Consider the following 20,138-nt stretch of genomic DNA (forward strand, 5'->3'; position numbering starts at 1 on the left):
CAAAGAAATGGTTAATAATCTCCGTAGATCTATGACTTTGACGGACCATGACGTTGCTGTGCTGTGGTGTGGCTGGCAGCGTGTGGCTTTGTCTCATGCATCACCATCATACTGCACCATTCATCTCTACACCAACGTTATCACAATAGTCATGCAACATCATTGGCCGCTGTCAGCATCTATTGTGTATCATAATTCATCTGTCTATCCAAGACAAAATTACAGACTTATTACCATTTTCTAACAGTTTACCCCGAGAAACCGTTAAAATAGTATAATATTAAGCCATATATCGCAGTGTTAGTATAAATAGTGTAAAAAAACAAAAGTTTTCCAGTCTATTTGACAAACCTATCAATAATTATCTTAAATTTGTAGCCACAAAATAAACTTAAATACAATAACCAAAAACATATCACTCACTAACACATTACAATTATGAAAAGAACTCATTTTTATTTTATCACAAGTATTCTACTTGCCCTCTTTACCTTTGCCATATCGTCATGTAGTGATGACGACAAGATAGAGGTCGTTAATATGATAGTAGAAATAGACTCAGAACCTGTTATTTTTTACGACATCGTTACAAAAGAGGAACCTGGCATGTGGGTAAGAGAGGAAGGCAAAAAGAATTGGAACAAGTGGCCTCAAGATCGTATTAAAGGTTTTTCGTTTGAGGAAGGTTATTACACTAAATTACAAATAATCAAGAAGATTGACCATAACTACGATGGCTATGACGGTGGATCTTCAACCAGCTATCAGCTGCAAAAGATACTCGAAAAGATACCATCGGAATCGATAAGAAACAAATAGTCACTCATAAAAGAACAGCACCATGGTCTGTGATACACTGGCAACCTTTATCATTTCTGCCTATATGGGAGCCGCTGGCGATTGCGCGGCTCTCTATCAGGGGCAGGTTGAAACTTCGATTTCACATGCGACCTGGACTACCCATCCTTACTGGAATAGTGACTCATTTCAACTAGGAAACATCTGCTATGATGGTAATGTCTATACCTTTGTACCTATGCGCTACAATATCATGGACAACCAACTTGCTGTTGTTGCACCAGACAGCAAACTCTCTATAGTTCCTAATCAGGACAAAATCAAATGGTTTGAACTTGATGGCAACCACTTTGAAAGAGAGCATGAATGGTTCATGCAGGTTGTGTATCAGGGCAGTCATGCTTCGCTATTGCTCAACAAAACCAAGCAAAACTATGGTGATGTAGAAATCGATCGGCGTTCCTATCATCAGATAAAGACCATTGACAGATATTACCTGCGATTGGCAGACGGATCCTTACACGAGGTAAAAGGGTATAAATCGCTGCGCCGGGCAGTACCGGCATACCGCAATGAGTTGCGACAGTATAAGCGCAAACACAATATAGGATTCTGGCAGAGCGTCAGACTGGAAAGTCTGAAGAGCTGTACGGAGTTTTTGGATGGCCTGATGGCAAGCCGTGAACCCAAGGCGCACCCCGAAGATACGACCTATACCGTCTCGGTAAATCCTACAGCGCCATGGGACAGCATGTCCATCAGTATGGCTGATGCAGCAGCGGTGCCAGTCTTTCAGGCATACGCTTCGGGCAGCACCCACCGTTTGAATTACAGCGATGAGAAACAGATAAAGCCGGGAACCGCAGGCATCACACCTCTTAATACCCAGCGAGAATACGAAATGCTCAAAGAGGTAGAGGTGTTAGGCATGCGCAAGAAGCAGTCGCAACAGTATAGCGGTGTAGAGTCGTTCCACCCCTCGCTACTTCGCAATGTCCCATTAGTCATGGGAGAAACTGACGTCTTGAAACTAGCATTGAAGTTGCCGGGAGTTGCCTCAACAGGCGAGGCTGGCAGCGGAATCAATGTGCGCGGCGGTGCTACGGAGCACACCCAGATACTCTACAACGGCAACACCATATTCAACCCGATGCACATGTTCGGACTCTTCTCGGTCATAGATCCCGATTTGGTGGGTGAGACCGATCTGTACAAGGGAGGCATCCCCAGTCAGTATGGCGGTCGTCTGTCGTCGGTCATGAATATAAAAGGGAAGACTCCCGATCGCAACAGCTTCCATGGATCAGCCAGTATCGGTCTTGTGACATCAAGAGCAGCAGTTGAAATACCTATCGTGAAAGACCGCATGTCGCTACTGTTAGGCGGTCGTGCCACCTATTCTGACTGGATGCTCAAACTAATCAACAAGAAGAACCACGATTCAGATTCGTGGAACGAAGGAGGCAACACCTACGGATACCGCGATGGCAAAGCCGGCTATTGGGATGTGGGTGGCACACTGAACACCCTCTTGTCGAGCAACCATACACTACTCATCAATGGTTATTACAGCCGCGATCGCTTCTCGCTCACCAAAGAGAAGAAATATAACTATAGCAACACGAACCTATCGGCAGAGCTGCGCAGTCGCTATGGCGACCGACTCTCTACGACGCTCATCGCAGGTTATGACCATTATGACTATGCCAACAGAGACTCCGAATATCCCACATCTGCCGCAACGCTCTCGTTCAACCTGAACAACTATTTTGTAAAGGGCAACGCCAACTATGCACTCCATAAAGACCACCAGTTGAATATGGGCATACAGGGACAGTACTATCGGATTATGCCCGGCAGTTATCAGCCTTGGGGAGAGAACTCGTACATTGTGGGACGGAAACTCAATACCGACCATGCCGTAGAGAGCGCCTTGTGGATGGAAGACACCTGGACTTTGTCGCCAGCGCTGAATATCGTTGGAGGCGTCCGGCTGAACCTGTTCAAATCTTTCAAAGAAGGATTAGAGACCTTCTATCTGCGTCCCGACATCCGCCTTTCTGCCAACTATAAACTCAACGACAACGCATCTGTCAAAGCAGGATTCAACACCCTGCACCAGTTTATCCATAAGGTTTCCAATACCGTCATCATGTCGCCAACAGACATCTGGATGCTCAGCAACGCTAAGGTAAAGCCACAGTCGGGCTGGCAAGCAACAACCGGCTACTACCTGCAGTTTGGCAAAGGCTGCTATGAATTTTCGGCTGAAGCCTACTACAAAGGGATGAAAGACTATCTGACCTACCGCAATGCTGCCATCCTCGTCATGAATGATCATCTATACGAAGATGTGGTGGGAACAAGCGGACGTGCCTACGGCATCGAACTACAGATTCGCAAGTTCTATGGCAAGCTGAACGGATGGTTGAACTATACCTATTCACGCACTGAACTGAAGCAAAAGAACGCTATGGGGCAAACGCCGATCAACCAAGGCCGATGGTTTGCGGCAGACTATGACAGTCCCCATAATCTGAAGTTGGTCTGCAACTATAAATTCACACGCAGATATAGCACATCGCTCAATGCAGAATACAGCACCGGCAGACCCTATACAGCTCCCATCGGCATCATGCCCTCGGAGACAACGGGCGATTACTCGGTGCCTGTCTATTCCGACCGTAACAAACTGCGCATGCCAGACTATTTCCGACTTGACTGGTCTTTCAATATCGAGCCAAGCCATCACCTGACCGCATCCACACACAGTTGGTTTACCATTGGTGTTTACAACCTGCTTGGACGTCGTAATGCCTACTCCATCTACTTTGAGGGTGACGGGAATAATGTTCGAGGTTACAAGTTGTCCGTATTCGGTGCACCTATTCCATATATTAACTACAACATCAAGTTCTAACCATGCTACATGATATCCATCACATAAAACGCGCCTTCATCTTTTGCATGACACTGCTGACAACCGTGGCATGCACCTACGACTACGAGATACCCGACTCCGAGACAGAACCCATGGTCGTCATCTTTGGGCAGATTGTGAGCGAGAGCGAGTGTGTGTTCTCACTGCATAGCACAGCAAGACCTACTGGCGAACTGGAGGAGATTTATTCCAATATAGACGATGCAACAGTTGTTGTAAAAGGCACAGACGGACAGGTCTTTGAAGGACACGGAGTCGGCAATTTCACTGGACGCTTCATCGTAAATGTCGGTAAGCTGTCGTCAGACCAGAAGTATTACGTTGAGGTATCAACCCCATACGGAAATTTCGCCAGCGAACCCATGCAACCGCTTGACGCTCCTGAGCTCACCGATATCTGTTACGAACAGTCAGAGGTCAATAAGTCGATCAATGTAATGGTCACAACCGCTGATCCCCATGCACTGGTATATCTCTTATGGCAGGTAGATGACTATTATGAGATTTACACACCGCTTACCACACAATGGAAATATTGTATGGGACAGAACGAAGGCGACTCGGATGGTCAAAACGGCACATTTGAGAAGATTTCTCCCGAAGCATATACCAACCACGGTTGGCGTCACGCCATAGCACTTGCCAATTTCGCCACCAATGAGGATTATGGCTGTGGAGCCATCACCAAGCGCAGTATCTACACACGCACTATTAGTGACCATCGGTTGCAAACACGCTGTTGCACACGCATCAAACAGATGGCTATCACCCGTCAGGAATATGAATACCGCCGGTTGATGCTCAATCAAACATACAATATGGGAGGTTTGTTCACTCCCATGCCCTCCGAACTCCCCACCAACATCAAGTCTGTCGGTGAGCGGAAAGCCATCGGATATATCGGAGTAAGAGGCCACACGAGTATGAAGGAGATGTATATCAACGGTTCGGATGTCGGCTATAAGAGCCAAAACAATCCTCAGACATTTCCACAGGATGGGCTATCGCCCTCTGCATTGGTGAACAGGGGGTATAGTGTCTATACCCACACTCCCAACACCGGCGACACCATGTGGACCTTTACCTGGTGTGTAGATTATCGTGATAAGTATTGGGGTGGAGACGCCATAGACCGCCCCGATTTCTGGCAAAACAAACAATAGTTTATGATTAGACATTTAGCTCTTATACTATCCTTACTGATAGGATGTTCTGCTTTCGCTCAGTCAAAGGTGGAAGTAGTATCTGCCTATACCGACAAAGACTGTTATCTGGTCGGAGAACGGCTTTGCGTGCGTGTTGATGCCAGCATTGACGGCAAACCCTCTGCCAGTCGTGTGGCTTACGTAGAGATTTCCGATACACTCAGCATGTATGCTCAATGTATGGTTGCCTTAAGAGATGGACATGGTTGGGCAGAGATTCCCCTACCCACCACTATGCACAGCGGTTGCTACCAACTGTCAGCCTACACACGCGTCTCGCAACTACTCGGCTCAGATGCCATCTGCCGTTCCATCATCGGTGTAATCAATGCAGATAGACTCTCACGGCTGGACGACATCACCATCATCCCGTCAGACAGTTGTCAGACTTCCCATGCTCTGTTCCGATACAAAGCAGGCGATACGGTATGTATTCCCTTGCCGGAAACCGATGCATCGGGTTGCTGCGTATCTATCACGAAAGGAGGAATATCTGCCAACCTCTCTGTCTGCAAGCCATCGGTCCAACCTACGACCGAAGGAGGCATGACAGCGTATTGTCCGGAAATAGAGGGACATATTGTCAGAGCGAGAGTGGCATCGGGCACTTCTGCCAAGGTCATGACAACCCGTCTGTCGCTGATAGGCAAGACCGCCCTGCTATATGACGGCAAGCGCCAGCCAGACGGTTCTTACCTCTACTTTACATCGGGCATCAGTGGCAACCAACCCGTATTGGTCACTGCCTACGACAGCTTAGGCCGATCCATCCCGATGGAATTGGTATCTCCCTATCAATCGATGCTACCCAAGCGTCTGCCGAAACTCACGGTCTATTGTCAGGAGAAAGCATTGCGAGAGCGTGCCGCTATCGCCCGTCAACAAGCATCAAGCGATGCGAACGCCCCTGCCACCTCGTTGGTTCACTCCATCAGGTTGATGTCTGCCACACCCGACTATTTCTATGATCTGGACGAATACACCCAGATGAAAGATGTGCGAGAAATGCTCCTTGAATTTATAAAAGGAATAAGAAAGGAGAAACAGCATGGTGTCAGTCTCCTATATACGTACAATCCAGAAACGAGAAGCTATGCCAAGATGCCGGCATTGATCTTACTCGACGGAATGCCTATCTACGATGCAGACGATCTGTTAAACTACGACGCACACCTCATCAAGTATGTTCAGATTTACTCCCGAACATTCCATTTCGGCAGCAGCAGCTGTTGCGGTGTCATCTCGTTTATCACCCGCAAAGGGCGATTGGCTAATTATAAGTTGAAAGATGGCGAACAACTCATGTCTTACGCCTTCCCTCAAGACCATCCAACCCCTGCGAACGGATTAGCATCAAAATACCAGACGACGACGTGGTATCCTATGGTCAAAGCGAAAACCCTGACAATTACCATGCCATCTGCAGAAGGTCTATACCAGATGACCGTTCAGGGGAAAGACCCAACAGGCCATATCCTTCGCACAGCGTATGCTATCAAGGTGGTGAAATAGCTTCGACCGACGGTTTTGGCAGAAAATGTTTGGTAGTGTGGCAGAAATAAAGTACCTTTGCCCCACACTTCACTACTATGACATACAAGACAAAACAAATCATCGGATGCATCATCATGCTGATGTTTCCTGCACTCAACACCATGTGGCAGACTGCCGCAGCTCAGCAGTCAAAACAGCAAGCCCACATCCAACAGCGCGAAAACTATGAGTTCGACAACGACATACCACGCTATGTAGAACAACTGAAACAAGAACTTACCTACCCCATGGCATGGGGCAACAGTCCCATACGCAATTTCAAAAAGTGGAAGAAGGCAGCCCGACAAACTGTTTTCCAGTGCATGATGACTCCACCGCGCAGGGCAACGGCATGGAACATGGAGGTATTAGGTGAAGAGCAGCGCGATGGCTATCGTGCACAGAAGATTGCTTTCAATATCAACGCCTATTCACGCATCACCGCCTATCTGCTTATCCCAAATGGCAAAGGCCCGTTTCCTGCCATCAATGCACTACACGACCATGGCGGCCACCTCTTTATCGGCAAGGAGAAGATGATACGTCCCTTCATGGTCACACGAGAGGTTACCGACGATGCCGATACCTGGGCAAAACAGCTCTACGATGGTCAATACATGGGCGACTATCTCGCTCGCCACGGCTATGTGGTATTCTCCATGGATGCACCGATGTGGGGCGAGCGCGGCAGACGAGAAGGTGTGGATCGCAACCGCTACGACATCATTGCCGGCAATATGATGATGCTCGGACGCGACCTGTCAGCCTTTATGACCTACGACGACCTGGCAGCCACAGACTTCCTGGCGCAACTGCCCTGTGTCGATGCCGAACGCATAGGCTGTGTCGGATGCTCCATGGGTGGCTACCGTGCCTGGATGCTCTCTGCCCTGAACGACCATATCAAAGCGGGTGCTTCCATCTGTTGGATGATCAATACCGATGCCCAACTCACCAAGCGCTACGGCCGCCGCGAATATGGCGGCTTTGCCAACTGCATCCCCGCCCTGCGCCAATATCTCGACTATCCGCATATCGCATCGTTGGCATGTCCCAAAGCCATGCTGTTCATCAACGGCAGAAAGGATCATCTCTTTCCCCTACCGGGTGTAGAGCAGGCATTCGACGAGATGCACCGCGTTTGGAAAAGCCAACATGCTGACAGCAATCTCGTCACCGAGCTATGGGACATACCCCACTCCTGCGGCATACCGGTGCAAGAGCGCACCTTGACATTTTTCGACACCACCCTCAAGAAATAGCCCCGTAACAGGATAATCCAATCAATATACCACACACATATCACGATTATGAAACATAACACACCACAATGGAATAGCAGCGAGATCTGCTACATCCTAATAGTAGGCATCATAGCCGCATCACTGCTGATAGGCTTCATCTGCGAAGCAACAGGATGGTCGTTGGCATCGATGCAATGGATCACCCGATGGGTATCGTCACCAGTAGCCTTGGCACTCGGCATCGCCTTTGCCCTGCTGTTCGGCAAGGCATTCCCCGAATTCAACAAAACCATGTCGAAGAAGCTTCTGCAGTATTCCGTCATAGGATTAGGTTTCGGCATGAACGTCAACCAAGCCTTAGCCTCAGGAGCAGAAGGCATGGCATTCACCATCGTCAGCGTCTTCGGCACCCTGGCATTGGGTTGGCTCTTTGGCAGACACCTGCTGAAAGTGGATGCACAGACAAGTTATCTGATCAGTTCGGGCACAGCCATTTGTGGCGGTTCAGCCATCGCAGCAGTAGGATCAGTGCTGAAAGCCAAAGCCGAGAGCATGTCGGTGGCGCTCGGCGTAGTATTCGTACTCAACGGCATAGCCCTCTTCATCTTCCCCTACTTCGGCGATGCCTTGGGCATGACGATGAAGCAGTTTGGCATGTGGGCAGCTATTGCCATCCACGACACATCGTCTGTGGTAGGTGCAGGTGCTGCCTACGACCAGATGCACCCCGACTGGCTGGCATCACAGGGCGTCAGCGCCCTCGAAGTGGCAACTACCGTAAAGCTGACCCGCGCCCTGTGGATCGTCATACTGACGCTGGTCACCCCCTTCTTCTTCCGCTCCACCATGGCGTCGGTAACCGCCAGCAAACCCTGGTATCGCAACATTCCCACCTTCATCATCTGGTTCATCGTAGCCATTGTGCTCAATACCTACGTGCTCGCCAACCCGTCGCTCCTGGGCGATGCTGCCTCGACCGTCGGCAGTCGTATAGGCACCACCATCAACCTGCTTGCCAAACATGCGATTACGCTGTCGCTCTTCTTCATCGGTGCCTCGCTCACCAGAGACACACTCCGTGCTGTCGGCCTACGTCCACTTCTGCAGGGTGTACTGCTATGGGTGAGTATCAGCCTCATCAGTCTGGCGTATATCTGCACAGTATAAAATCGGTGTCAGAGCACTAGCTTTGCCACACAGTTCAATACTTATACAACAAAATATCCCCAAAGGGAAAAGGCGACTTACATCGTGTCATCGCCCATCCCGTTGGGGATATTTGCTACAGTAGAATGATTATTCGCACACCACCAGTCCACCATTACACGGAATGGTAACATCAAGCAGTTGCTTCTTCGACAGCTTCACCGTCTTCACCGCGCCTTCAAGAGCTGCATTGTCGGCATAGACCTTAAGCGCTGATCCTGCGGCAAACATCGGCACGGCAAGTTTGAGTTTCAGCGGTTCACGTTGCGCATTGATGCCAGCCACCATCCATCTGTCTCCACAGCGCCGAGCCACGACGATATATTTTCCAGGGTAGCCCGCTATGAATTTCACATCGTCCCATGTGGTAGGCACATTCTTCATAAACTCCACCGCCCATGCTGGAGCATCGGTCATATTGTTGGGAGCAAGGGCAAAATGTTGCACCGCACTCTGAAAGAGCACCGCTGTAGCAAGGGCAAACACATCAGATGTACGGCGTTTCGTACCATGTTTGTTGTCGGCGCCATAGAACTTGTTGAGGGCGCTGCCACCAAAATCCATAGAACCTACCGCGTTGCGGAGGAAGGGATGGAGGGTCGCATTGCGAGCCTCATTGTCACACATATACTGCGAGAAGTGGAGATTCTCACTTGCCAACACCGCTTCAGCAGCCACAAAGTTAGGATACATGCGTTCCCAACCACGGGGCAAGGTGCAGCCGTGGAAGATACACTCAATGCCGAAATCGTTGGCATCGGTCAAGATATCTTCATAGAGTTGCATCATCTCCTGCTTATCGCCACCGAAGAAATCGACTTTGATTCCACGAATGCCAATCTTCTGCATCCATGCCATCTCCTTGCGACGAATGCCTGATTTAGCCATTTTTCCATGAGGCCCTTGTGGTGCATCGTTCCAATAACCATTAGAGTTGTACCACAAGAAGAGGTCGACACCCTTTGTTTTGCCGTAGCGCGCCAGATCTTCAATCTTCTCATAACCGATCTGGCTGTCCCAATGGGCATCTACCAATACCGTCTGCCATCCCATCGCAGCAGAGAAATCGATATATTCTTTCTGCTCATCGTAGTTGCAAGAATTGTCCATACGGATAATCCATGACCATGATCCCTTGCTGCCTTCATAGGTTTTTGATGCGGGATATTTCTCTTCAACAACATCGAAGGGGATAGTTGTCTCGACAATGGGAGCCAGTGTGCTACCCAAAGTGATGGTGCGCCAAGGTGTTTTGCCCGGCAAGGTGATACCAGCAAAGGTAGAGCCGAGACCGTTCATCTCGCCCTCCTGTGGAAATCCTATCTGATAGGAGCCATCGTCATGCCCCATCAAGCGACAAGCACAATAGTCGCCATCGGTGCCAGTCTCTGAGATAAGCAACCATCCGTCATTGCCATTGCGAAACAGACAAGGAAAGGTATATCCCGTTTTGCTCAGTCGAGTGCCTACAGGAACATCAAGATCATAGTTGGTTTCATAGCTGGGAGCAGTACGCGCAAAACCTGTCATTGGAGCCATCTGCGGACAGAGAAACGATGTAGCTCCTTGTGGCATAGCAAACGAAGTAGCTTCTTGTTTAATCACACAGCAACGAGTGTCGCCATGGCTTTGCAACAAGTAGCGAAAAGCTACATCGTTGTTTCCCACATGGAACTCTACATCAAATACGGCCTTTTCGTTTTTTGAGAAGGTAAAAACCTGGCGATGGGCATCAACATCGACTTTGCTTTTTTTGATGCGAGACAGCGAATAACTCTCCTTGATGGTTGTCACATCAGAAGCATTAGTCATAGTCAGACCATGAGTATAATCACCAACATTGGTATTGAGACCAAGTGCCGATGGTTGTAAAAACACCTTGCCATCATAGTTAATTTGATAACTGGGACAGCCTTGTTTATCGGATACGGTAACAACCAAACGTCCATCAGGACTGGTCAACTGCTTTTCTTCTGCTTGTGCTGAAAGGGCAATGAGCGAAAATGCCATCATGCCCAAAATATACTGTTTCATTGTTTTTAATTAGTTTTAATGATATGAATTGTTATTTATCGAACTTCCACCAGTCAAAGTTAAAGAGATTTTTCTTCTGAATGGATGTGCTCTTAAATACGAAATAGACATCGCGTACACCATTACACTGAGTCACATCAGTGATAAACTCCCGATACTTAAACTTGGTATTGGGAATATCTATGGCTCCTGCCAATGAACCATCTACTGCATCGAGACGAATTTCCATTCTGCCACCATACAACTGCGACGAGCAAGAAGCATGAAACTTGAGGGCACCCTTCTTGCCGAAATCAATACCGCGCACGAGGATATACTCGCCATCGTCGATATCGGTAACGAAAAGCGTCTCATTCCATGGTCCTGAAGGATTCTCACGTGTAGTTTTCAATCCATAGCCCCACGCCATGGTTTCAGCCTCAACACGACGATAAGGATTAAAGGTGCCTATCTGTTTCAACTTACAATCTTGGAAATAAGGCAGTTCCTTGATAGTACCGTCGGCATTATAGGTCATCTCGGCTGCCGATACAGAACGGCGCTCAGCATGTCGAGAACTCTCAAGGCGGAATAGGTCATACGTCAGACCAAAACAATACGACTTGCCTTTATAGTCGATAATACCTGGATGATTGCCACGTGTACGTGGAGTATGATCCATAATATGTCCCATATGTTTCCAAGGTCCAGTGGGCGATTTACTCATGGCATAGCCGATACCTTCAGGGCAACAGGTAGAAGCAAAAGCGAGATAATACCATTTCTCTCCCTTATCATTCTTTCTTGCCCAAAACCACGGTCCTTCTTGGTAATCATCAATACGATCCATAGTCATAATATCACCATCGATGGAAATCATGTCCTCTTTGAGTTTCACACAATAGGTATAGGGATTGCCCCAATACATATAAGCCTGTCCGTCATCGTCGATATAAACCGACGGATCAATGTCGTACCAATGTTCCTGACGCCAAACCAGAGGATGACCCAATGGATCTTTAAATGGTCCATAGGGTGAATCGGACACAAGTACACCGATACCATGTCCATGAATGGGACAGTACATATACCATTTGCCATTGCGTTCTACCACACATTCGGCCCATGCACCATTGTCCCCCTTATACCAAGGAAAATCTTTCAACGATGCTACAACACCATGATCTTGCCAATTAACCATATCGGTAGAGGTATAGAGCAACCAGTCTTTCATCATAAATCCCTCTGAATAATCTTCATCGTGGGTGGTGTATAGATAAACGGTATCACCATGAACATACGGTGCAGGGTCTGCCGTATATTTGGTCTGGATGATTGGCATATTGATGGATTGTGCCCACAAAGACACTCCAGACATACCAGACAGTAAGGCTGTCAACAAAAGATGTTTCATCATGTTCTTCAATTTATAGTTATTGTCTCGTATTATTTTAACAGTCGGACACCATAAATCTGTCCAATCTGACGGTCTTTATGCGCCACAAAGCGAATACGAATCTCATTCTTTCCTTGCAACATAGCAGAGGGGATGGCATAGTCAACCGTCTTAAACTGGCTAGTACGCCAACGATGGCTGTTGTTTACACTACAGAGAAGTTGGTCATCAACATAGATATCAAACTCGCTGGTACGCCATTCATCCTGTCCCCAGAAGGTGAGTTGCAAACTCAGAGACGACTCACCGCCAGTCTGCATCAGATAACTGAATGAGTGTCCGTTACGAGCATCACGGAAGAACACTCCTTCGGTATTGCCACGTTCACTGCCATCAGTATCCATGCGATGATCAGTTTCTGGTTGCTGTTCTCCAGGACTCACCTTGTCAACAGTGCGTGTCTCAAGCGCCTGACGGGCTTGTTCCTTATCGGCAAGATCTTGCATATAAGCCTTATATTCGTGTTCTCCAAGCGCCAACCAATACATCATATAGCGTGAATCGTGAATTTCAAAGAATGGTTGTAATTCGCCATCAATGGCATTCTCCATACGGGTGGTCAATTTGAAATGTAGGGGTTTGCCTGCTACCGGACGCAAATCAGCAACAATATCCTCCACTTTTTTAGGCAAAAGGATAGGTGCTTTATCAAGCGGAAGCTTACGTCCACCAGCATACTGACCGAAACGGCTATCGTCGGCAAGTAGTGAAGCAAGATCTTCTGTGCCAGTCTTCATTCCTAATAGAATAGGACCATACATGATTGCCACATACTGTGGCACATTTGGCATGGCCTTGATACTAGCATGCATGGGCATGGATATCTCAATACGGTCACCTTTTTTCCACTTGCGTTGGATACATACAAAACCATTTTCCTCCTTACTATTAATAGTAAATCCTACTCCTCTCACCTCAAAACGGTCGCACCATTCAGGTTTGCGAATCTTCATAGTGAATACACCTTTGCCTTTCTCTACTACAATTTGCGACGTTTCACTATAAGGGAAAGCGGTTTTCTGTCGGATAACGAAACTACGCTCACGCCAGTTCAACCGCGAATGAAGGAAAAGATTGACATAAAGGGCATCGTCGGCAGGCTTGGCTCCTTTGGTATGAGTCCATGCAAATTGTCCATACTTACCATGATTCTCCATACCTGTTCCCACACAACACCACATGGCCATATTAGCAACAGAATAGTTGCGATAATGACGAGGACGAGCCGATGTAAAATATACATAACCTCCATGCTCAGGATGCTGGGTGGAAAGAATATGATTGTACATGGCCAATTCATAGAAGTCACCATAGGCAGCATTGGGGTTAGCACGGTTCAAGAACTCGGTCAACTTCAACATATTATATGTATTGCACGACTCAGGGCCATCAATGTCGTTGACATAATCGATGCAAGTTTCTTTGGTGGGGAAATGTTCACGACGGCTATTACCACCCAATGCTAACGAGCGCTGCTTGGTAACAATATCCCAAAAGTACTGGCTGGCATCATGATAAGACAAATTGCCATCCAGTTCGGCAATACGCTGAAAACCTACAACCTTTGGTATCTGAGTATTGGCATGCAGATTATCGAGACAGTCGTGATGTTGCGCCATAGGTGTCAACAACTGTTTATGGGCGAAACGACGAGCACAGTTCAAATACTTCTGTTGATGGGTTATTGCAAAAGCATCAGCCAGCACCTCATCCATTCCTCCATGTTCATTGCCCAACATACGCTCCATCTGTTCATCACTTAAACCTGACGTGATATCAACAGCCCAGTCACAAAACTTCAAGAATAGAGTCTTGGCCTGTTCGTTTCCACAATAAAGCCAGGCATCGCGGAGTCCGGCAAACATCTTATGAAGATTATAGAAAGGTGCCCACGAACCGAAATACACACTGAAGTCACCCTTGCGAAAAGTGGACCATAGTTTCGCACTATTGGGAAATCCACCCACATAGTTACGACTCCAATCCTCACCGCGACGATTGTTGGCATCTAAACACAACTGTAACTCGCCAATCATATACTCCATACGTTTCTTACATTCCTCACTACCTGTAGCGGCATTGATAGCAAGAGCAGAGAGATAATGTCCTCCCACATGCCCATCAAGACCATCCCAGTTAGGATAGGTTGGTTTACGAGGTGCCAGTCCTGCTTCTTTACGATAGGGAGCAAGCATTCTGTCACAGTCGTATTTCAGCAGATTCGCAATATTCAAATCACGTGCATGTTTCAGCGGTCCATCAAGCAAGACAATATCGCCTAATGGAAATTCATCTTGGTAGAGTTTGTCTTGCGCCATAGTTTCAAGAGACATGGCTAAACCTACCAAAGTAATAAAAGAAGTTAGTTTTTTCATATCTTTCTTTTCAAGTTGTGTTATCAATTGTTTGCCGTTAGTGTTACTATCGCTTTCTTTCCATCATAAACCACCGTTTGCTGATAGCCATCAGGCATTACAAAAGTCAGCTGACGACGCTTTACCATTTTCTTGTAACTACCTTTCCGTGCAGATATTGATAGTTGGCGATGGCTGTCGTCCCAATGTAATGTATAGGTGACATTGCCTTTGCGCTTACAGTCATAACCGTCACCAGCATCTTCATAGATGGTAAATGTAGCATCCGCACCAGGATACACCTTATATAATATAAGGAGCATCGGGGTGTTCATCGGCATATTGCTGTGGAGCGGAGGTCAGCGACAACGTCCGTTTCCGATGCGCCACACAGACGTCAGTACCATTGCCTGTCAACTGTCCATCGGGCTGATACTGCACACGAACAATATCTGCACGCACAAACTCTACACGCAGGCGTGACGGTCCGTTTGCCACTTCCAATCTGCGGCTGACAGCAACTGGCAATGCTACCTTTGTCGGTTGAAAGGCAATGACCGTCAGTGGGGCGGCAAGCGCCATAAGCAACACGGCTATTGCTTTCTGAAATTCCATTTAGAATTATCGCTACTGAAATCAAAGGGTGCGAGAGCGGGGGTGCAGTCGCCAAGCGAGACGAGGGCAAGGGGCTCGGAAGTGCCCGGTACTGCTTTCGGCATGATGCGATAGGTGCCGTCGGTCAACTGGTCGATGCGCCAGAGTTGGGCGTCGTCGCCAGTATATGCCATCGTTGCCACTACATCGCCATCGGCGGTTGCCGTGAGGCAGCGAGTGGTACCCGCTATACATATCTTATAATAAGGAGTTCCCAGACTGCCGCCTTTGCCCTCGGCTACGCTGACGGTCCACTGCTGATGAGGACGGAACATATAATCGTTCATGCGCACTGGCACTTCTGTTTGGGGCCAACTTGCTTCTACATCAGCAAGTGTCTGTGGTGAAAGTGGCTTCAATGGTTGCTGTGGTTTAATCCAGAAAGGCACTCGCTCGGCATCCATACGTATGAAATCTACAGCCATCTCAAGCGCATAGCCACGGCGTTCAGATTCAATCTCATAGGTTCCATCGAGCAAATCGTCACCTGCAACGGGCCAGCCGTTGCGCCACAATAATGGGCGAATGGCTAATACACTACGACCACCTTGACGGAAGTCGGCCTCGTAGTGGAACGACATTTTTTCTACACCATCGGCTATCACGAAACGACCGAAATGCCCCGGGCCAGTCTTGAGATTATTGGCAGCAATCACCATCTTACCGCCACCCTGCAACATGTCGCGTCCTACGTTGTCAAGATACGGACCGGTCACGCTGCGTGAACGTCCTACCACGATGTTGTAGGTGGAGTTGGGGCCGTCGCAACAGGTGCCATGGGTGCCCAACAGGTAATACCATCCGTCGCGATAGATGAGGTCGGTAGCTTCACAGTCGATGGCGATATTGACGGGCTCGTTGCCTGACATGCGCTTGCCAGTCTGCGGATCGAGTTCTACCAAACGGATAAAACCGAAATAGGTGCCGTAGCTGAGCCAGAGGCGTCCCGTGGTGGGATCAAGTAGCAGTCCGGCATCAATGGCATCACAGTCTTCATCGTCGAGCGACGATGCCACGACGACGGGGTCGGTATATTGGAAGTCGGGAGAGGTAAAATCCAGCGTTTTGTTCCACATGGTTAGCACATCGCCACGATGACTGCCGCCAAGACCTCCGCCCGTAGCACTATATGCCACAAGATAGCGATCGCCAATTTTTACAACATCGGGGGCTGCACCGCGTCCAGGACGTATGGCACCGCCTTGCCACACCCAACCATCTGCCGACCACAGACCGCCTTCGCCTGTTCCGAAAGTGTAATATTTGCCATCACACTCGACTATGGTCGATGGGTCGTGAATGAAAGGTTCGCCCACTTGTGCGCTCGCTTGCAGAGAAGCACATGACAACAGGGCACACAAAGCACCCACAGAAATGGTTTTATTGAATATTCTTGACTTCATCGTCATTTCACATTAAGTTTAATATTACGTATTGGATTGCCTTGCGCATCAAGGAAGCGTACGCAGAAATCGCTCATGCCAGGACCATTGATGACGGCACCTACCAGATAGTTGCGGCCTTTCTTCAGTGTCAGTTTCGGTGAGACGACATCGTCGCGCACCATGCGACGGTCGCCAGAGAGCATGACTGCCTCCTTGCCACCATTGAGCCACCATATGGAAGCGCCATTAGAACCGATGGCCAGGCGCACATCGGTCATCTCTTCAGGACTGTCGATGGCTGTCACTGCCCAAAACACTACACCGTATTTCTGCTTTTCAAAAGAGGTGGCGAAACGGAAGAGTTTTACATTGAAGAGTTTGCTGTCGAGTGCATGCCATCTGAGGGTTTCCTTTCCTACCTGCTGTGTACTGCCATCTTTAGGCAGACGGAGCATGACGGTGGGAAGATAGTCGTTGTAGAACTTCTCGCGTAGATAACTATCCGTAAAGACAGTGTTAGTGCGGACTGGAGCACTGATGGGCTCTAACAACATCCACCGCTGAAGGAATCCGTCTTCGGTAGGTGCTGAAGGTGCTTCCGTGGGTAGCGTGAAGTATGGGGTAGCTGCTTCTGGCAAGACTTTCTTTTTCTGTGCCGTTACAGTACTTACGGTGAGCACGAAAGCGCAAATGCAAATCGCCCACCTACGCATATAGCTTTTCTTCATACAAATCCGTTTTTTAGATATTAACAGTTACATTGACTTTCTTCAAGTCTTTATCTGCAGAGCTATTACCATAATATACTTCATACTTGCCACCCTTAGTCCGAACGGTATTGGTGGCTGCATCAAAAAGTTCGAAGCTCTTGCTGTCAAGTGTGATTACAGCATTGGCGGTTTGGCCAGCCTTCACTGTCACACGCTGATAGGCTTTGAGCGACTTCAACGGACCATCTGCATCTGTTGGATCCTTGATATAGACCTGAATGGTCTCGGTGCCGTCTTTCTTACCCACATTGTTCACAGGAATAGTCAGCGTGACTTTTCCGTCTTTTCCGAATGAGGTAGCAGAAAGTTGTGCATCACCTATAGAAAAGGTGGTATAGCTCAGTCCGTAGCCGAAGGGGAAGAGGGCGTCGTTCATATAACGATAGGTGCGACCCTTCATAGAATAGTCTTTGAAGTCGGGCAACTGCTTGGTGTCGCGATAGAAGGTGACGGGGAGTTTGCCACCGGGGTTGTATTCACCGAAAAGTACGCGTGCAACAGCTTCACCACCTTCTTGTCCCGGATACCATGCCTGTAGGATAGCATCACAACTCTGTGACTCTGGGGTGAGTGCAATAGCCGAACCTGAGCAGTTTACAAATACCACTTTCTTTCCAGCTGCCTTCAATGCTTTCAGAAAATTGCGTTGTACGGCAGGCAGTTCGATATCGGTACGGTCACCGCCCTTGAATCCTGGTACATGGATGGGCATTTCCTCGCCTTCAAGTTGTGAAGAGATACCTCCTACAAAGACTACCGTCTGGCAGTCGTTCAACTGATTGATGGCGTCTTGATAGTCGATAGGTGTCTCATGGCCGATATTGATTTTGAGGTCGGCATTATATGTTGGCATCTCATGATAACGGATTTCTATCTTGTAAGATTTGCCTTTCTCTCCGTCAAATTCAATGCGCGACTCGGTGGTGCGCCATGTAGATTGTTGGGCTTTGAGCTCTCCGTCGAGATATACCTCATAGTGTCCGCAACCATCCACATCGAGCAATACCTTGGCGTGCTGTTGCGGGCGGAATACGGTTTCATAGACTGCAGAAAAACCGGTCAGACTGACATTGGGAGCAAAGGTATGCTGGCCGTGGGTAGTGACCTGTACGGGATTCTTCTCGTAGGTGACAGTAACGGGTTTGCCCTCACGCTCACGATTGTTCCAGAAGGTAGCCTTGAAACCTGTTTTGCCATCCATACTACACTGATTGTAATAGGATTCAAGCGTTTGGTCGTTGACCAAGTCGCAGCCCTTGAATGTTATGATTTGGCTTTTCTTTAATCGGCTCTTGATACCGTCGAGGATGGTTATGGTCTGTCGGGGTGTGCCATTGTAGTTGCCCCACATCATGGGTTCGTTGTTGGCATTAGGACCGATGACGGCTATCTTCTTCTCGTGTCTGCTGAGAGGGAGCACATTGTTGTTGTTTTGCAACAAGGTCATGGTCTGGAGCGACATTTGGAGGGAGAGGTTGCGATGTTCCTTGCTACACAATACTGAAGCAGGAATATTTGACCACGACACGATGCTGTTGTCGTCCATCTCACCCAGGTCGAAGCGACCTTCCAACAGGCGCACAACGTGTTTATCAACTTCTGCTTCGGTCAGTGCGCCATATTTCACTGCTTCTGGCACTGACTTGTACATATACTGGAAGCCACACTCTACATCGGTACCTGCCAATACTCCCTTAGCGGCAGCATTCTTTGGATTGCTCGATACCTTATGGTTATTCCAGAAGTCAGTCACGGCACCACAGTCGGACACAACGAGGTATTTGAATCCCCACTCATCGCGCAGAATGGTTTGAAGCAAACGAGTGCTTCCACAACAGGGTTCGTCGTCCCAACGCTGATAAGCGCACATCACCTCGCGCACCTTAGCATCCTGCACGAGCGACTTAAAGGCAGGCATATATGTTTCCCATAGGTCGCGGGGTGTCACATCGGTGATATTATCGGTGTGGCGAGACCACTCTGGACCGCTATGGATGGCATAGTGCTTGGCACAAGCCCATAACTTTCGGTATTTAGTATCTTCAGGACCTTGCAAGCCACGCACCACGGCGCACCCCATCATACTGGTCAGATAGGGATCTTCACCATAGGTCTCCTGACCGCGCCCCCAACGTGGATCACGGAAGATATTAACATTGGGAGTCCATACCGACAGGGCGTGAAAGCGCGTGACCTCGCCTCCCTGTTGCTGGAGTTGATTCCATTTGGCACGCATCTCGGTAGAGGTGGCATCAAACACCTTATATACCAAACCATCGTTGAACGAAGCTGCCATACCAATAGGTTCTGGGAATACGGTGACATCGCCCATATTGGCAACGCCGTGGAGGGCTTCACTCCACCACTGGAAGCGCTTGATGCCCAAACGGGGTATGGCGGGAGAATCGTCCAGCATCAGTTGGGCTTTCTCTTCCAAAGTAAGGCGACTACACAAATCCACTGCACGCTCATGGGCAGAGAGTGACGGATTCTGATAAGGCAATTGCTGTGCCTGCAATGCTACCGGCATACTCAGTATTGCAAGGCTTAGGAGTAATGTTCTGTGGGTCATAATGTCA

The 20,138-nt window shown here is 48.5% G+C and carries 15 protein-coding genes; 7 read left to right on the top strand and 8 right to left on the bottom strand.

Annotated elements, in window-relative coordinates:
- The first annotated feature begins 31 nt into the window (after window positions 1–31).
- The 7 genes from CIK89_RS13295 (at window position 32) to CIK89_RS04030 (ending at window position 8,888) form a co-directional block, all read left to right on the top strand.
- Window positions 32–244, top strand: coding sequence for a hypothetical protein (locus CIK89_RS13295; protein WP_144007338.1), 213 nt, complete (start codon window positions 32–34; stop codon window positions 242–244).
- Window positions 245–438: 194 nt separating this feature from the next.
- Window positions 439–819, top strand: coding sequence for a DUF4377 domain-containing protein (locus CIK89_RS04005; protein WP_094390147.1), 381 nt, complete (start codon window positions 439–441; stop codon window positions 817–819).
- Window positions 820–841: 22 nt separating this feature from the next.
- On the top strand, window positions 842–3,718 hold the full coding sequence (locus tag CIK89_RS04010) for a TonB-dependent siderophore receptor (protein WP_094390148.1): 2,877 nt from the start codon (window positions 842–844) through the stop codon (window positions 3,716–3,718).
- Between the two features lie 2 nt (window positions 3,719–3,720).
- Window positions 3,721–4,902: a DUF4249 family protein gene (locus CIK89_RS04015; protein ID WP_094390149.1), complete on the top strand. Its 1,182-nt coding sequence runs from the start codon at window positions 3,721–3,723 to the stop codon at window positions 4,900–4,902.
- Between the two features lie 3 nt (window positions 4,903–4,905).
- Window positions 4,906–6,456, top strand: coding sequence for a hypothetical protein (locus CIK89_RS04020; RefSeq protein WP_144007339.1), 1,551 nt, complete (start codon window positions 4,906–4,908; stop codon window positions 6,454–6,456).
- A 143-nt stretch (window positions 6,457–6,599) separates the two neighbouring features.
- The gene (locus CIK89_RS04025) at window positions 6,600–7,739 is read left to right on the top strand and encodes a S9 family peptidase (RefSeq protein ID WP_094390193.1); all 1,140 of its coding nucleotides are present in this window, start codon (window positions 6,600–6,602) and stop codon (window positions 7,737–7,739) included.
- A 48-nt stretch (window positions 7,740–7,787) separates the two neighbouring features.
- On the top strand, window positions 7,788–8,888 hold the full coding sequence (locus CIK89_RS04030; protein WP_094390151.1) for a YeiH family protein: 1,101 nt from the start codon (window positions 7,788–7,790) through the stop codon (window positions 8,886–8,888).
- 129 nt (window positions 8,889–9,017) lie between these two features.
- On the opposite strand, the gene CIK89_RS04035 is transcribed toward CIK89_RS04030, so the two are convergent.
- Genes CIK89_RS04035 through xyl3A form a run of 8 tightly spaced genes read right to left on the bottom strand, consistent with a single transcriptional unit; the run spans window position 9,018 to window position 20,131 of the window.
- Window positions 9,018–10,961, bottom strand: coding sequence for a glycoside hydrolase family 97 protein (locus CIK89_RS04035; protein ID WP_094390152.1), 1,944 nt, complete (start codon window positions 10,959–10,961; stop codon window positions 9,018–9,020).
- A 31-nt stretch (window positions 10,962–10,992) separates the two neighbouring features.
- Complete coding sequence (locus CIK89_RS04040) at window positions 10,993–12,354, bottom strand: glycoside hydrolase family 43 protein (protein ID WP_094390194.1); 1,362 nt, start codon at window positions 12,352–12,354, stop codon at window positions 10,993–10,995.
- Window positions 12,355–12,386: 32 nt separating this feature from the next.
- Window positions 12,387–14,771: a beta-L-arabinofuranosidase domain-containing protein gene (locus CIK89_RS04045; RefSeq protein WP_094390195.1), complete on the bottom strand. Its 2,385-nt coding sequence runs from the start codon at window positions 14,769–14,771 to the stop codon at window positions 12,387–12,389.
- A gap of 23 nt (window positions 14,772–14,794) precedes the next feature.
- Window positions 14,795–15,073: a DUF5110 domain-containing protein gene (locus CIK89_RS04050; RefSeq protein WP_158214968.1), complete on the bottom strand. Its 279-nt coding sequence runs from the start codon at window positions 15,071–15,073 to the stop codon at window positions 14,795–14,797.
- Window positions 15,054–15,365 carry a hypothetical protein gene (locus CIK89_RS04055; protein WP_094390154.1) on the bottom strand — a complete coding sequence of 104 codons (312 nt, stop codon included), beginning with the start codon at window positions 15,363–15,365 and terminating at the stop codon, window positions 15,054–15,056. The genes CIK89_RS04050 and CIK89_RS04055 overlap by 20 nt, the downstream gene beginning before the upstream one ends.
- Entirely contained in the window at window positions 15,344–16,813 is a 1,470-nt protein-coding gene (locus tag CIK89_RS04060) for a family 43 glycosylhydrolase (protein ID WP_371593231.1), read from the bottom strand. The genes CIK89_RS04055 and CIK89_RS04060 overlap by 22 nt, the downstream gene beginning before the upstream one ends.
- A complete protein-coding gene (locus CIK89_RS04065; RefSeq protein WP_094390156.1) occupies window positions 16,810–17,517 on the bottom strand; it encodes an acetylxylan esterase in 708 nt (235 codons plus the stop codon). The genes CIK89_RS04060 and CIK89_RS04065 overlap by 4 nt, the downstream gene beginning before the upstream one ends.
- Window positions 17,518–17,530: 13 nt before the next feature.
- Window positions 17,531–20,131, bottom strand: coding sequence for a xylan 1,4-beta-xylosidase (gene xyl3A, locus CIK89_RS04070; protein WP_094390157.1), 2,601 nt, complete (start codon window positions 20,129–20,131; stop codon window positions 17,531–17,533).
- Between the last annotated feature and the right edge of the window lie 7 nt (window positions 20,132–20,138).

Source organism: Prevotella sp. P4-119 (assembly GCF_002251345.1).
Taxonomy (GTDB): Bacteria; Bacteroidota; Bacteroidia; order Bacteroidales; family Bacteroidaceae; genus Prevotella.